Genomic DNA, 14725 nt, shown 5'->3' on the forward strand with positions numbered 1-14725 from the left:
CGATCCACAACCCGGGAGGTGACCAAACATGGGTAAAGTTGTGCCATGCCATCAAACAAGCCCGGACGCCCGTATGCAACCGGGATTGCAGAGGCGCTCCTTCAAGCGGCCGAGCGCGTCATGGTCGATAAAGGATACTCGGCGCTGACGGTTGATGCTCTTGCCGCTGAGGTCGGCACCACAAGGCCCACCTTCTACCGCCGCTTCCCGAGTGTTGCCCACCTGGCTCTTGCTGTCATTAAGAACCGCTTCGGAACCGGTACACCTCCTGACACCGGCTCCCTTTATAATGATCTCCTCGCTCTTCAGCGTCAAGAAGTTGCGATGCTTGCCACGCCCCTACTTCGCAAGAACCTTCCAGGATTGCTCTACGCTGCACACACTGACAATGAATTCAGCGTGCTTTATGAAGCGGAATTTGTACTACCGCGCCGTGCAAACGTCGTGCACATTATTGACGCAGCGGGTCGTCGAAATGAGATCGGGGTCGAGATACTCGATGTCGACTACGTGTGTGATCTCTTGTTGGGGCCGATTTTTTTGAGGGCGCTCCCGTCGGCGCGGGCACCTCTGGACGACAGATTTGCACGTCAGACGGTGGAGACGGCGATATGTACCCTTGCTGGACATGCGTCCGCGGGAGAGTAATTCCTGCGGTGTCTCCTGTCCGATTCACTGGGTTTTCGGGTCGGAGATGGTGAACTCCCTGTTGATGAGGTCGTGAGCCGGTCGGTGGTCGTCTCCGTGCGTCGTGGTGGCGCCAGGCAGCGGGTGACGGCCGCGCAGTTCTGCGGCTCGTATCGGCCGGTGACCCCGTTTGCGGCTGAGGCGCCCGTCTCTCGCTGACAGCTCAATCGACGAGCGGCGCACTCCGGGGTTACCCGTGCAGGGAGGTGTGTGCACCATGGATGACCGCGAGTAGAGACTCGTCGGCGAGTGCTCGCGCATTCACCGCTTCTCTCTGCCACGCGTAAAACTTCGCTCTTGATACATTCACTTCGAGGCGCATGGAAGCGATAGGGGCGGCGGGCGAAGCAGTTCATTCCGCGAGGGCGGCGAATAGTACTGCTGGCCGCTCTCGAACCAGGTCGATACTCTTTTCGCGAAATCCATCCGTATTCTCAGATGTGCGGTCACGTCGACGCTTCACGTCCGCATGTTCTAATTTTGCTAAAGGCTCGTCATCATCGCCGCCGAGGTCGACGGGGGCGGGAGGATCGGCTCGTACATCAATCTTTTTACGACCTCAGCAACGGAATAGCCGTTGTCACTGAGGTCGCGATCGCGTCGCGCTTGTATTCCTCGGTAAGGCTTCATCGGCTGGAACCCATGGCCTCGTCAAATTCATGGTTAGCTGGTGAGGAGCAGTTTCGCTGGTCGCTGAGGGTTTCTGGCGTGGTGTCGGTGGGCTTGAGGGAATTTGGCGCGAGCGAAGAGTCTAGAAGGCCCGAAGCAGGTCGGCTTCCTGGGCCAGGCGATAGGTGACAAAGGAGCGGCTGTAATTGCGGCGCTTTCCATTGGACGTTTCGGCGATCACTACCTGGGCATACACGCCGATGACACTCCAACGCTCATAGTCGCCGATGGCTCCGGTGCCAAAGCTCGCACCGAGTGTGATGGGGGCGGGGGTGTAACTCTTCATGGACGGCTCCTTCGACGTGGACGACACGGCGCTTGTGGCACCGTCAGCGGGGGGTGGATCGGCAAACGAATGCGACCCTTCCGGGGAAGAGGCGAAAGGATGCTCCCCTCATGAGGGGGAGGAACCATGTCCCCAAAACTACGGCAACGAAGAAGAGAGGGCGTCACCCAGGAGGGGGGTGCCGCCTCGGAGAATGCCTCGTGGCGCACCCGGACAGGAGCAGGACCAACGCGGGTGCGCTGCTTGGGTCGGCAGTCCCTAGGACCACAGATGCGGCTCCATCGCCGTCTTCCGGGAACGACAAAGGGCCCGCCGTCCGACGACGACGGGCCCTTTGCGGCGGTGCTCAGCCGCCGACCGTGGGGGTGTTCGTGGTGACCTCGTTCGTCGTCGCGAGCGTGCCCAGGTAAAGCTCGATCACCTTGGGATCGTTCATCAATTCGCGGCCCGCGCCCTCGTAAGCGTCGCGGCCCTGGTCGAGGACGTAGCCGCGGTCGCAGATCTGCAGCGCCCGCCGAGCGTTTTGCTCGACGATCATGATCGACACGCCCGCGCGGTTGATTCGCTGCACGTTGACGAAGGTCTCGTCCTGACGCATCGGTGAGAGTCCCGCGCTGGGCTCATCAAGGAGAAGCATCGACGGATCCATCATCAGGGCCCGCGACATTGCCACCATCTGGCGCTCACCGCCCGAGAGCGAGCCTGAGCGCTGCTTGAGCCGCTTGCTCAACTCGGGGAAGAGCTCGGTGACGAACTCGAGCCGCTGACGGTACATCTTCGGCTTTTGGTACATGCCCATCTCGAGGTTTTCCTCGATGGTGAGCGACGGAAAGACGTTGTTGTTCTGCGGAACGAAGCCGACGCCCTTCGACACCAGCTTGTCGGCCTTCTGCCCGGTGATGTCCTCGCCATTAAGCAGGACTGTGCCCTGGCGAATGTTCACGAGTCCGAACATCGCCTTCAAGAGCGTCGATTTTCCGGCGCCGTTCGGGCCGATGATGCCGACGAGTTCGCCGCGCTTCACGTAGACGTTCGAGCCGTTGAGGATGTTGACCCCCGGCACGTAGCCTGCGTGCAGATCGTGCGTCTCGAGCGTGTTCGGCGTTTGCTGCGTGGTCCGCGTCTCCTGGCTCACTTCTCGTCCCTCCCCGGCTCCACCGCGTGGGCCGTCGTCCGGTCGTGCTCGTGCGGATGCAGTCCTGCCTGCTCGGCCTGCTTCTCGACGTCCTCCCGCACGAGGTCCGACTCCATCTCCTCGGCGATCTCGAGCTGGCCCTCGATCGTGCCGAGGTCGGTGTCGTGGTGGGCGCCCAGGTAGGCGTCGATAACGGCCTGGTCGTTCATCACGCTCGACGGGGGTCCCTCAGCGACGACCCTGCCCTCGGCCATCACGATGACCCAGTCCGCAATCGTGTTGACCATGTGCATGTCGTGCTCGACGAACAGCACGGTCATGCCTTCGTCCTTCAGATTCACGATGTGTCCCAGGAGCGACTGCGTCAGCGCCGGATTCACGCCCGCCATCGGCTCGTCGAGCATGACCAGCTCGGGCTCGGACATCAACGCCCGCGCCATCTCCAGCAGCTTTTTCTGCCCGCCGGAGAGGCTGGACGCGTAATCATCCTTCTTCGTGTCTAGCTTGAACTTCTCGAGCAGACGGATCGCGCGCTCCTGAATTGACTCCTCCTCCTTCGACCACAGCGGACGAATGAGCGAGGTAAGGATGTTCTCGCCCTTCTGACCCTTGGCGCCGAGGAGCATATTCTCGAGCACGGTCATTCCGCCGAGTGCCTTGGTGAGCTGGAAAGTGCGCACCATGCCCATCCGCGACACCTTGAACGCCGGGACGTTGGCGAGGTTCTTTCCCTTGAAGGTCCAGGTGCCCGTGTTGGGCTTGTCGAAGCCGGTCAGCAGATTGAAGAACGTCGTCTTTCCGGCCCCGTTCGGGCCGATCAGGGCCGTGATGGAGCCGCGCGGAATCTCGACGTGTGCGACGTCGACCGCCGTGAGACCGCCGAAACTGCGGCTGACGTTGTCGGCGACGACGATGGGGTCTTTCTTCTTGACCCCGGGGACGATGTTTTCCTCGGTGATGTCCGAGACGGGCGTTCTCGGGGTTGTTGTCTTAGGCAAAGTGGAGGTCCTTCTTCTTACCGAAGATGCCCTGTGGTCTGAAGATCACCAGGAGCATGAGAGCCACCCCCACCACGATGAACCGGATCGGTCCGGTCTGTACGGTGGTGAGGCGGATGAGGTCGTTGTTGAGGACCCCGGTGTCGATCCCGAGCGTGAGCAGTCCGTCGGTCAGACCGAGGACGACCCAGAAGATGATCGAGCCGGCGACGGGTCCAAAGACCGTCGCGGCGCCGCCCAGCAGCATGATCGTGTAGAGGAAAAACGTGAGCTGGGTGCCGTAATTATCGGGCTGAAGCGAGCGGGGGAGGATGAACAGCGCACCCGCGAGTCCGCCCAAAACGCCTCCCAGGATCAGCGCCTGAATCTTGTAGGAGAAGACGTTCTTGCCGAGCGAGCGCACGGCGTCCTCATCCTCACGAATGCCCTTGATGACGCGTCCCCAGGGGCTACGCATCAGGAGGAAAACCAGGAGGCAGGCCAGCAACACGAGGCTCCAGCCGACGATGCGCACCCACCACTGGTCTTGGGTATAGGTGAGGACACCGATGCCCCAGCGGCCCTCCGGCAGCGGGTTGAGGTCGTTGAACGCCTTTGCCGCGCCGTTGATGCCCTCGGAACCGCCGGTGATCGCCGAGAACTCGGGCGTCTTGACCGAGAGCCGGATGATTTCGGCCGCCGCAATGGTCACGATCGAAAGGTAGTCGGCCCTCAGGCGCAATGTCGGGATGCCGAGGATAAGGGCGAAGACCGTTGCGGCGACGATGGTCGCGAGGAACGAGCCCCAGACGGGCCATTCGAATTTGACCGAGGTGATGGCGAAGGCGTATCCACCCACCGCCATGAAGCCGGCCTGTCCGAAGTTGAGCAGGCCCGTGAATCCGAAGTGGATGACCAGGCCGATGGTCGCGAGCGCGTAGGCCGCGACAGTGGGATCGACGATCTGCCCGATCGCCAGCCAGATGAAGTTGAGATTCATGGTGTCCTAGCCGATCCGTTCCTTGCGGCCGAGGATTCCCTGCGGCCTGACCAGAAGGATGATGATCATGAGGATGAGCGGAGCCACGTACTTGAGGTTCTCCGGGATCCAGATCGTCGAGATGTTCATCATCAGGCCGATGATGAGCGAGCCGATCAGCGCTCCGTAAGCGGAGCCGAGTCCGCCGAGCGTGATCGCCGCGAAGATCAGCAGCAGGATCGACGCTCCGGTGTCCCAGCGCAGCGACTGGTAGTAGCCGATGTAGACGCCCGCCAGTGCGGCGAGAGCGCCCGACATAATCCAGACGACGCGGATGACGCGCTCGACGTTGATGCCCGAGGCGGAGGCGAGGGCCCGGTTATCCGAGACTGCGCGCATCGCCTTGCCGATCTTCGTCTTCGTGAGCACGTATGCCACTCCGACGATGCAGATGACTCCGACGGCCGCGCCGACGAGGTCGGTGAATTTGAGACTGATCCCGAGCGCCGGCACTGTAAAGAATGGCGCGGTGCTGTTCGGGAGCGAGAGCCGATCGGCTCCGAAGAAGAACACGAACGTGTAGCGCAGCGCCAGCGAGAGCCCAATCGTCACGATCATCAGCGGGATCAGCTGGATGCCCTTTTTGCGCAGCGGCTTCCAGAGCAATCCATCCTGGGCGTAGCCGAAGGCCCCGCCCAGGATGACCGCGATGGGGATGGCGAGCAGTGCGGGGAGCCCGAAGACGCCAGAAAAGAGGTAAGCCATCAGCGCGCCGAACGTGACCAGCTCGCCGTGGGCGAAGTTGTTCAGCCCGGTCACGCCATAGATCAACGAGGCGCCGATTGCCGCGAGGGCGATCAGGAGTCCGAAGATCAGGCCGGTGACGACCTTGGGCCAGAAGATGATCCAGAACGTGTCCGCCGAGACGGGTTGATTGACAGTGTTCGACGTCCCGTCGGGGTTCGTCGCGTCGTTGCCGGTGGTGCCCTCTGTTGCGGGACTGGTCGGCGCGGCGGAATCTGTCGGGACAGGGACGCTCGCCCCCGTGCCCTTCGAGTTCGCCGTCGAGACGATGAAATTCACGATCTGGTTCTGCGAGGCGACGATCTTCACCTGCTTGGGGTTTTGACCAGCGGCTGGATAGCCCTTGTCGGCGGCGAGGGATTCTTCATCGACGGTGACCGTGTAGGTGCCCGCGGCCTCCAGGGGAAACGTGGCCCGGCCGTCCTCGCCGGTCGTGACGGTCGCGGAGGCGTCGCCGCCGAGTTCGACGCTTACCCCCGTCAGGTTCTCGTTCGTCCCCTGTACGCGGACCCAGGCGATGATGGATTGATCGGCGGTGGTGGCCGCGAGGGCCGCGGGGGCGGCGACCGCGATGCCGGTCAGGGATGCGGCGAGCAGACCGAGCGCGAGCAGGCGGGCGCGGAGTCTCGAGCGTCTCCTATCCACGGTGCACCTCCCGGTCCGTCGGGTGCAGGGTCGTTGAGCGCTGGCGGCGCATCGAACGGCTGGCTGTGAGCAAGACGTCTACCTCTCGTCAGGGTGCACAGACGGGTGGGGTCTCCGGGCACGCCCGAATCACCGTCGTCAAACAACGTTGGTTGACCATACGTTCCGCGTGTGTCGGCAGTGTTTCACCGTCGGCACGGACGCGTGACGACATTATGGGGGAGAAGAGAGCGCTCCAGCGCGCGACAAGGGCGGAGAAGACGATTCAACAAGGAGGAGACAAGCCCTCAGAACGCTTAAGATCGAACATCCGCGGCGCTCGGGAGCGGACGCACCGTCCCTCCGGAGCCCCGCTCTCGACCTGCTAAGGGGCATTGATGGACCAGCCGGATCCCTTCGGATTCCTCGGACTCACCTACGACGACGTCATGCTCCTCCCCGGGCACACCGACGTCATTCCGAGTGAGGCCGACACGACCTCCCGGTTGACCACACGCATCACCGTGGCGACTCCGCTGCTCTCGGCGGCCATGGACACTGTCACCGAGTCACGGATGGCCATCGCGATGGCTCGCCAGGGCGGGATTGGAGTCCTGCACCGCAACCTCTCGATAGCTGACCAGGCCGACCAGGTCGACCGCGTCAAGCGAAGCGAATCGGGCATGGTCACGAACCCGGTGACCACCACTCCCGACGCCACCGTTGCTCAGGTCGATGACCTCTGCGGGCAGTACCGCATCAGCGGGCTCCCGGTCGTCGACTCCACCGGCGTGCTGGTCGGCATCATCACGAACCGCGACATGCGCTTCGTCTCACCGTTCGAGAAGGCGACGACGCTCGTTCGTGACGTGATGACCAGCGCTGGCCTGATTACCGGCCGCGTGGGCATCCCCGACAGCGAAGTGATCGCCCTCTTTGCGCAGCACAAAATCGAGAAGCTGCCCCTCGTCGATGCGCAGGGCAAGCTCGCCGGCCTCATCACCGTCAAGGACTTCGACAAGTCGGAGCAGTATCCGAACGCGACGAAGGACGACGAGGGCCGCCTGCGGGTCGGTGCCGCGATCGGATTCTTCGGTGACGCCTGGCAGCGTGCTACCGCACTGCTCGACGCCGGAGTCGACGTGATCGTCGTCGACACCGCCAACGGCGACTCCGCCGGCGTCCTCGACATCATCCGCCGGCTCAAGGGTGACTCCGCTTTCTCCGGAGTCGACGTTATCGGCGGCAACGTCGCCACCCGCTCCGGTGCGCAGGCGCTCGTCGACGCGGGTGCCGACGCTATCAAGGTGGGAGTCGGACCGGGCTCGATCTGCACCACCCGCGTCGTCGCCGGCGTCGGTGTGCCGCAGGTGACCGCGGTCTACGAGGCCTCCCTCGCCGCCCGTGAGTCTGGCGTCCCCGTGATCGCGGACGGCGGGCTCCAGTACTCCGGTGACATCGCCAAGGCCCTCGTCGCTGGAGCCGACACGGTGATGCTCGGCTCGCTCCTCGCCGGCTGCGCGGAGAGCCCGGGCGACCTCGTCTTCCAGAACGGCAAGCAGTTCAAGACCTACCGCGGCATGGGCTCGCTCGGCGCGCTGCAGACCCGCGGGGAGCGCACCTCCTACTCGAAAGACCGCTACTTCCAGTCCGACGTTCCCAGTGACGACAAGCTCATCGCCGAGGGCATCGAGGGCCAAGTCCCCTACCGCGGACCGCTCGCGAATGTGGCATACCAGCTCGCCGGCGGGCTGCGCCAGTCGATGTTCTACGTCGGTGCCCGCACCATCCCCGAGCTGAAGGCGCGCGGGAAGTTCGTGCGGATCACGGCGGCGGGACTGAAGGAATCGCATCCGCACGACGTGCAAATGGTGGTGGAGGCGCCGAACTACCGGCGCTGATTGTGGTGCGGGGGCGGCGGCGAGTCGGGATTGCGGCCCCTCTGCCCGATGGGCCTTCGACCCATACGCCCACCACGCCGGAGGGGCCGCAATCCCGACTCGCCGCCTCTCTCCGAGAGTCGAGCGTGGCGCTCAGCGGGCGAGCCCGGGGGCACGGCGCGAGCGGCGCTGTGCGCCGCCGCGACTGCGCCGCCGCTTCTGCATCCCTTCGGACGGCTTCTGCTATCCCGTCGGACGAAGTGGTACCGGCGGACCGTAGGGAAGGAGCGCTAAGCGGCGATCCGCGTGCCAGCGGATCGCCGTGGCGCGGACGCAGGACGCTCCGCGGGACGCGGCCACCCCCGGGAACCGACCGCGGGCGAGCGACGAGCGGAGCGAGGAGCGAGCCACAGTAAACTCAACGCCATGGAAATCGAGATCGGGCGTGCCAAGCGCGCCCGCCGTGCGTACGCCTTCGACGACATTGCCGTCGTCCCGAGTCGGCGGACCCGGGACCCCGAGGTCGTGTCGGTGAAGTGGTCGATCGACGCTTACCAGTTCGCGACGCCGATCCTCGCCGCTCCGATGGACTCGGTGGTCTCGCCGGCGACCGCGATCACGCTGGGGCGGCTGGGCGCACTGGGCGTGCTCGATCTCGAGGGCCTGTGGACCCGCTACGAGGATCCGGAGCCGTTGCTGGCGGAAATTCGTGAATTGCCCGCCGAGATGGCCACACAGAGGATGCAGGAGATCTACTCCGCGCCGATCCGCCCCGAGCTGGTGACCGCCCGCCTGGCCGAGATTCGGGCCGCGGGCGTCACTGTCGCGGGTGCGCTTTCTCCGCAGCGCACGGCCGAACTCCACCAGACCGTGGTGGACGCGGGAGTGGACGTCTTCGTCATCCGCGGAACGACAGTCTCGGCCGAGCACGTCTCCCGCGACACCGAGCCGCTCAATCTCAAGAAGTTCATCTACGAGCTCGACGTACCGGTCATCGTCGGAGGCGCCTCCACTTATACGGCTGCCCTGCATCTGATGCGCACTGGCGCTGCCGGCGTCCTCGTCGGCTTCGGGGGCGGCGCCGCCTCCACCACGCGCGCGACCCTCGGCATCCAGGCCCCGATGGCGACCGCCGTCGCCGACGTGGCCGGCGCTCGCCGCGACTACCTCGACGAGTCCGGCGGACGCTACGTGCACGTCATCGCCGACGGCGGACTCGGGACTTCCGGCGACATCGTCAAGGCCGTCGCGGTCGGAGCGGACGCCGTGATGCTCGGTTCGGCCCTCGCCCGAGCGACCGATGCGCCCGGCGGTGGCTGGCACTGGGGGGCGGAGGCACACCACCCGCAGCTCCCGCGCGGCCGCCGCGTCCAGGTTGGCACCGTCGGCACGCTCGAACAGGTCCTCTACGGCCCGGCCACCGGAGCCGACGGCACCGCCAACCTGATCGGCGCTCTTCGCCGCTCGATGGCGACCACCGGCTACTCCGACCTCAAGGAGTTCCAGCGCGTCGAGGTCGTCGTAGCCCCATACCAGCCCAGCTGACGTTCACCGAACGAGGGGACCCCGGACCGTCGAGGCCGCCACAAACAGCGGGCTCCCTGAATGGGCCAGGGTTCCCTGGGTGGAAGGGGCCGACGGCCGTCTTCTGGGAGCGAACGGGACACGGCGTGTGCAGGAGCGCATCTAAGCTGGAGGTTCTGAGTCAGGAGCGTCGCAGGGCGCGGATGGAGCACGCATGGTCGAGGTCCGCAGGGTCAAGCTGCCCGGAGTCGGCGTTCTGCACACGTTCCTGACCGCCGATGGCGGCAAGGTGGGCGTCATCGCGCACCGGTCCGGTCACAGCGATCTCATCACGTTCGCTGAGGGCGACCAGGACGGTGCGAAGGTCTCGCTCCGGCTCAGCGACGACGAGGCGCACACCCTCGCCGAGCTGCTCGGCGGCACGCAGATCACCGAGTCCCTCACCGCACTCGACCAGATCCCCGGCCTTTCCATCGACTGGTTCACGGTCGACTACGACGACCACATCGCCGGCCAGCAGCTCGGCAAGCCGGCCGACCGCGGGATCGTCGGCCTCACGGTCGTCGCCGTCGTCCGCGGTGACGCGGCCAACCCGGCTCCCGCCCCCGACTTCAGGGTCTTCCCCGGCGACACCCTCGTGGTCGCGGGGAGCCCGGAGAAGGTCGCCAAGGCGTTCGCTTTCTTCCGCACCGGCAGCTTCGCCAAGGCGGTCGACGCCCCGCCCGGAGCCTGAGGATGCATCACGGCGAAGACCTCATCGTCCTCGGGATCCTGTTCGTCGTCGCCTACGTCCTCGGTCGGCTAGGGAGGACGATCGGGCTCCCGGCCATTCCCATCTACATGGTCGTCGGACTCCTGGCGAGCCCGAACTTCCAGCTGTTTCCCCTCGACTTCGAGTCGAGCTACATCGAGCTGACGGCCGTCTTCGGCCTGATCCTCCTCTTGTTCAACCTCGGGCTTGAATTCGACCAGGACGAATTCTTCGGTAACGCCGGGAGGCTGATTCTCTCTGGCGGCTCCTACATCGCGGTCAACATGGCGGTCGGCCTGGTCTTCGGCTTTATGCTCGGCTGGGGGAGCCGGGAGGCGCTCATCATCGCCGGCATCACGGCCACGAGTTCGAGCGCGATCGTCACCAAGCTGCTGATCGAACTGAAGCGGTTGGCGAACCCCGAGACGCCGATGATCCTCGGTGTGACCGTGGTTGAGGACATCTTTATCGCGGTATATCTGGCGATCGTGTCCGTCGTTCTCTCGGGGGAGACGGAACCGTGGCCGGTCATCCTCAAGCTGCTCATCGCCTTCGCATTCCTCGTGGTGATGTTCGCGGTCGCTCGCTGGGGTGGCCGCGTGGTCTCGAGGTTGTTCCGCACCCGCGACGACGAGCTGTTCACGATTCTGTTTTTCGGACTCGCGATCCTCTTCGGCGGGATCGGCGAGGTTCTCGGAGTGACGGACGCAATCGGCGCCTTCCTCATCGGCCTTGTCATCGGAGCGACCCGCTTCCGCTCGCGGGTAGAGCACATCGCGATCCCGCTCCGGGATGTGTTCGGCGCGTTCTTCTTTGTCAACTTCGGGCTGGGGCTCGATCCGGGAGCGTTCCCGAGCGTCGTCGTCCCGGTGCTGATCGCCTCCGTCATGACGATCGTGCTCAACCTCGGTGCAGGCCAGTTTGTCGCCTGGCTGAACAAGCTTGGGCCGCGAGCCGGGCTGAACGCGGCGTTCATCCTGCATAACCGGGGCGAGTTCGCGCTGATCCTGGCGACGCTCTCGCTCTCGGCAGGCCTCGACGAGCGGATCCAACCTTTTGCTGGTCTGTACGTTCTCATCATGGCGATCGTTGGCCCGATCCTGGCCTCGCGCTCCGAGACCATCGGAGCATTCCTGTCGCGGCGTCGGCGCCGTCCCACTCCGGCGCGCCCCGCGATGACCGACGAAAACTTCGCTCTCGTTGAGGCGGCGATGGTGGCTCCCGGGGCCGAGGCGACCGAGGCTCTCGAGGAGCCGACGGAGCCGCCACGGAGGTCGATCGAGCACGACGAACTCGACGACGAATTCCCTGACCCGATGCGACAGGCCCTGATCGACCAGGCGATGCAACAGTCGGACGGGGCGGATAACGGCCGCCCGAGGCGTCCGCGGGAGCCGGACTACTGACCCAGCGGGGCTCCGACACTCGCGGGTTAGGCTTCCTGAGGCTCGTGGGACATCCCGGGGGACAAGCGCGGACGAGGAACGAATGACGCAAAGCACGGTCTGGCAGGTGGCCCGGCGACCGCGCTGGATCGCCGCGCTCCTGCTCGCCCTTGTGATCGCCGGACTGTTCGCGGCGCTCGGGCAGTGGCAGATAGGCCGCGCTGTCGACGCGGCTGCGCCCGATTCCGGAGTGTCGGAGTCGACGCTCGCGCTCGAGGACGTTGCGATGCCCTCGCGCTCGATCACTGCGACCGCTGACGGTCAGCGCGTCGAGGGCAGCTCGAGCGTCGTCGCCGGGGGCGCTGAGATCCTCGGCGGCCGCCTGAACGGGGAGCGGCCGGGCTGGTGGGTCATCGCCCGCACCCGTACGGTCGACGCCGATCTGGTTCTCGCCTACGGCTGGACGGCTCACCGTGACCAGGCGCAGAGCGTCGCCGACCGAGTGAACAGCGGCGAGGAGCGGACCCCTCTTGCTTTCACCGGCCGCCTTGTCGCGAATGAGGCAGCCGAGGTCCCCGCCGCTGGACTGGATCCGATGACCCTCACCGCGCTGTCGATCCCGGCCCTCATCAACCGCTGGCCGGATCCTCCGCAGGACGTCTATCAGGGCTATGTCGTCGTCGACCAGCCGATCAATGGCCTCGAGGCCATTGACTCCCCGGCCCGGGTCAGCGATGTGTCGCTCAATTGGCTGAATGTGTTTTACGCGGTCGAGTGGGTCGTGTTCGCTGGATTCGCGCTCTACCTGTGGTTCCGGCTCGTCCGCGACACGTGGGAGCGCGAGGCAGAGGAGGCGCTGGAGGCCGAAGAGCGGGCACGAAGCGACCGGGCCGAGGCTCCCGCTCCCGCCCCGTAAACTGGGCATCATGCCCCTCGAGCCCAAGCCCGCGCAGTTTCCTGCGATTCGGAGCGCCCTGCGATTCTACCGGGTGACCTCGATTATTACCGGCGTGATGCTGCTCCTGCTCTGCGCCGAGATGCTGCTGAAGTACGTGTTTCACCTGGAGCTGTTCGCGTTCGGACAGCAGGGCGCGCTGCATTTTGCCCCGATGTACGAGGTGCCCGGCGGCGAGTACCGCTCGAGCGGTACCGGTGCGAATGTGTCCACGGGCATCCTGATCGCGCACGGCTGGTTCTACGTCGTCTACCTCTTCGCCGACTTCCGCCTGTGGAGCCTGATGCGCTGGCCATTCGCGCGCTTCGTGCTCATCGCGCTCGGCGGAGTCGTTCCCACCCTCTCCTTCTTCGTCGAGACTCGCATCGCCCGCGAGGTCGAGCAGTACCTCGAGCGCCGCACCGTCGGCACCGACCCGAAGACCCCGTCCGACTCCGTGGAGGCCCCCCATTAGCGAGCACCCCAGCGTTCCTCAGCCGCATCTTGCCGCGCAGCCCGTCCTCGTCGTCGACTTCGGCGCCCAATACGCGCAGCTCATCGCCCGCCGCGTCCGCGAGGCGAACGTTTACTCCGAGATCGTGCCGTCGAACGCTACGGCCGCCGAGATCGCGGCCAAGTCTCCGGTCGGCATCATCCTTTCCGGAGGGCCCTCCAGCGTGTACGAGGAGGGCGCTCCCCAGCTCGACCCCGCTATTTTCGATCTCGGCGTTCCCGTCCTGGGCATCTGCTACGGCTTCCAGGTGATGGCGAAGACCCTCGGCGGCGAGGTCGCCAACACGGGGCTTCGCGAGTATGGAGCGACGGACGCCGCGATCTCGACCGACGGCGGCGTGCTCCTCGGCGAGCAGCCGACCGATCAGACGGTGTGGATGAGCCATGGTGACTCCGTCGCCAAGGCCCCCGAGGGCTTCGACGTCCTCGCCTCCACTACTTCCACCCCGGTCGCCGCGTTCGGCAACGACGCGCGCCGCCTCTACGGAGTGCAATGGCACCCCGAGGTGAAGCACTCCGCGCACGGTCAGGCCGTCATCGAGAACTTTCTGCACCGCGCCGCGGGCATTCCCGCCGACTGGAACTCGTCGAACGTGATCGACGACCAGGTCGCCGTCATTCGCGAGCAGGTCGGTTCCGGCCGCGTCATCTGCGGCCTCTCCGGTGGAGTCGACTCCGCTGTCGCCGCCGCCCTCGTACACCGCGCGATCGGCGACCAGCTGACCTGCGTCTTCGTTGACCACGGCCTGCTCCGCAAGGACGAGCGCCGCCAGGTCGAGGAGGATTACGTGGCCGCCACCGGCGTCCGCCTCGTGACCGTCGATGCCCGCGAGCAGTTCCTCGACGCACTGGCCGGTGTCAGCGACCCGGAGCAGAAGCGCAAGATCATTGGCCGCGAATTCATCCGCACCTTCGAGGCCGCAGCCGAAGCCCTCGTGCTCGAGGCGCAGGGCGAAGGGGAGTCGATCGACTTTCTCGTCCAGGGCACCCTCTACCCCGACGTGGTCGAATCCGGCGGCGGTACCGGCACCGCCAACATCAAATCGCACCACAACGTCGGCGGCCTCCCCGAAGACCTACAGTTCGCGCTTGTCGAACCCCTGCGCACGCTGTTCAAGGATGAGGTTCGCGCAATCGGCCGCGAACTCGGCCTCCCCGAGGCCATCGTCGGCCGCCAGCCGTTCCCCGGCCCGGGCCTCGGCATCAGGATCATCGGCGAGGTCACCCAGGAGCGACTCGACCTGCTCCAGGACGCCGACGCTATCGTCCGCGCTGAACTTACCGCCGCCGGCCTGGACACCGAAATCTGGCAGTGCCCCGTCGTGCTGCTCGCCGACGTCCGCTCCGTCGGCGTCCAGGGCGACGGACGCACCTACGGCCACCCGATCGTGCTGCGCCCCGTCTCGTCCGAGGACGCGATGACGGCCGACTGGACCCGGCTGCCCTACGACCTCCTCGCCCGCATCTCCAACCGCATCACCAACGAAGTCAGCGGAGTGAACCGGGTCGTTCTCGACGTGACCTCCAAACCCCCCGCCACCATCGAGTGGGAGTAACGCCGCAAGCTGATCGCGCGG

Annotated in this window: 13 protein-coding genes; 8 read left to right on the plus strand and 5 right to left on the minus strand. The window is 65.5% G+C overall.

Translation table 11 applies throughout. From position 1 onward, the window contains the following. Window positions 1-45: 45 nt before the first annotated feature. Window positions 46-648: a TetR/AcrR family transcriptional regulator gene (locus B0H03_RS05770; RefSeq protein ID WP_104265170.1), complete on the plus strand. Its 603-nt coding sequence runs from the start codon at window positions 46-48 to the stop codon at window positions 646-648. Window positions 649-1438: 790 nt separating this feature from the next. On the opposite strand, the gene B0H03_RS05775 is transcribed toward B0H03_RS05770, so the two are convergent. The 5 genes from B0H03_RS05775 to B0H03_RS05795 form a co-directional block, all read right to left on the minus strand. After that, entirely contained in the window at window positions 1439-1642 is a 204-nt protein-coding gene (locus B0H03_RS05775) for a hypothetical protein (RefSeq protein ID WP_104265169.1), read from the minus strand. Window positions 1643-1988: 346 nt separating this feature from the next. Next, window positions 1989-2777 (minus strand): ABC transporter ATP-binding protein, encoded by a 789-nt coding sequence (locus tag B0H03_RS05780; RefSeq protein ID WP_104265168.1) that lies wholly within the window; start codon window positions 2775-2777, stop codon window positions 1989-1991. Then, the gene (locus B0H03_RS05785; protein ID WP_104265167.1) at window positions 2774-3775 is read right to left on the minus strand and encodes an ABC transporter ATP-binding protein; all 1002 of its coding nucleotides are present in this window, start codon (window positions 3773-3775) and stop codon (window positions 2774-2776) included. Before B0H03_RS05785 ends, B0H03_RS05780 begins: the two co-directional genes overlap by 4 nt. Next, complete coding sequence (locus B0H03_RS05790; protein ID WP_104265166.1) at window positions 3768-4754, minus strand: branched-chain amino acid ABC transporter permease; 987 nt, start codon at window positions 4752-4754, stop codon at window positions 3768-3770. The genes B0H03_RS05785 and B0H03_RS05790 overlap by 8 nt, the downstream gene beginning before the upstream one ends. A 6-nt stretch (window positions 4755-4760) precedes the next feature. Next, entirely contained in the window at window positions 4761-6182 is a 1422-nt protein-coding gene (locus B0H03_RS05795; RefSeq protein WP_241560434.1) for a branched-chain amino acid ABC transporter permease, read from the minus strand. A gap of 377 nt (window positions 6183-6559) precedes the next feature. On the opposite strand from B0H03_RS05795, the gene guaB reads away from it, so the two are divergent. The 7 genes from guaB to guaA all read left to right on the plus strand — a co-directional run bounded on the left by guaB (window position 6560) and on the right by guaA (window position 14704). After that, window positions 6560-8062, plus strand: a complete 1503-nt coding sequence (gene guaB / locus B0H03_RS05800; protein ID WP_104265165.1) for an IMP dehydrogenase — start codon at window positions 6560-6562, stop codon at window positions 8060-8062. A 405-nt stretch (window positions 8063-8467) separates the two neighbouring features. Beyond that, complete coding sequence (locus tag B0H03_RS05805) at window positions 8468-9586, plus strand: GuaB3 family IMP dehydrogenase-related protein (RefSeq protein WP_104265164.1); 1119 nt, start codon at window positions 8468-8470, stop codon at window positions 9584-9586. Between the two features lie 193 nt (window positions 9587-9779). Then, window positions 9780-10298 carry a cation:proton antiporter regulatory subunit gene (locus tag B0H03_RS05810; RefSeq protein ID WP_104265163.1) on the plus strand — a complete coding sequence of 173 codons (519 nt, stop codon included), beginning with the start codon at window positions 9780-9782 and terminating at the stop codon, window positions 10296-10298. Between the two features lie 2 nt (window positions 10299-10300). Continuing rightward, entirely contained in the window at window positions 10301-11722 is a 1422-nt protein-coding gene (locus tag B0H03_RS05815) for a cation:proton antiporter (protein ID WP_104265162.1), read from the plus strand. An 82-nt stretch (window positions 11723-11804) separates the two neighbouring features. Then, a complete protein-coding gene (locus B0H03_RS05820; RefSeq protein WP_104265161.1) occupies window positions 11805-12617 on the plus strand; it encodes an SURF1 family cytochrome oxidase biogenesis protein in 813 nt (270 codons plus the stop codon). A gap of 10 nt (window positions 12618-12627) precedes the next feature. Next, window positions 12628-13110, plus strand: a complete 483-nt coding sequence (locus B0H03_RS05825) for a DUF3817 domain-containing protein (RefSeq protein ID WP_104265160.1) — start codon at window positions 12628-12630, stop codon at window positions 13108-13110. Further along, window positions 13106-14704, plus strand: a complete 1599-nt coding sequence (gene guaA / locus B0H03_RS05830; RefSeq protein WP_104265159.1) for a glutamine-hydrolyzing GMP synthase — start codon at window positions 13106-13108, stop codon at window positions 14702-14704. The genes B0H03_RS05825 and guaA overlap by 5 nt, the downstream gene beginning before the upstream one ends. Window positions 14705-14725 lie beyond the last annotated feature (21 nt).

This window comes from Rathayibacter iranicus NCPPB 2253 = VKM Ac-1602 (genome assembly GCF_003149025.1).
Taxonomy (GTDB): domain Bacteria; phylum Actinomycetota; class Actinomycetes; order Actinomycetales; family Microbacteriaceae; genus Rathayibacter; species Rathayibacter iranicus.

Excerpts from the sequence above, each read along its gene's own strand:
- B0H03_RS05770 (WP_104265170.1), top strand. The coding sequence starts at position 46 with ATGCCATCAAACAAGCCCGGACGCCCGTATGCAACCGGGATTGCAGAG.
- B0H03_RS05775 (WP_104265169.1), bottom strand. The coding sequence starts at position 1,642 with ATGAAGAGTTACACCCCCGCCCCCATCACACTCGGTGCGAGCTTTGGC.
- B0H03_RS05790 (WP_104265166.1), bottom strand. The coding sequence starts at position 4,754 with ATGAATCTCAACTTCATCTGGCTGGCGATCGGGCAGATCGTCGATCCC.
- guaB (WP_104265165.1), top strand. The coding sequence starts at position 6,560 with ATGGACCAGCCGGATCCCTTCGGATTCCTCGGACTCACCTACGACGAC.
- B0H03_RS05805 (WP_104265164.1), top strand. The coding sequence starts at position 8,468 with ATGGAAATCGAGATCGGGCGTGCCAAGCGCGCCCGCCGTGCGTACGCC.
- B0H03_RS05810 (WP_104265163.1), top strand. The coding sequence starts at position 9,780 with ATGGTCGAGGTCCGCAGGGTCAAGCTGCCCGGAGTCGGCGTTCTGCAC.
- B0H03_RS05815 (WP_104265162.1), top strand. The coding sequence starts at position 10,301 with ATGCATCACGGCGAAGACCTCATCGTCCTCGGGATCCTGTTCGTCGTC.
- B0H03_RS05820 (WP_104265161.1), top strand. The coding sequence starts at position 11,805 with ATGACGCAAAGCACGGTCTGGCAGGTGGCCCGGCGACCGCGCTGGATC.
- B0H03_RS05825 (WP_104265160.1), top strand. The coding sequence starts at position 12,628 with ATGCCCCTCGAGCCCAAGCCCGCGCAGTTTCCTGCGATTCGGAGCGCC.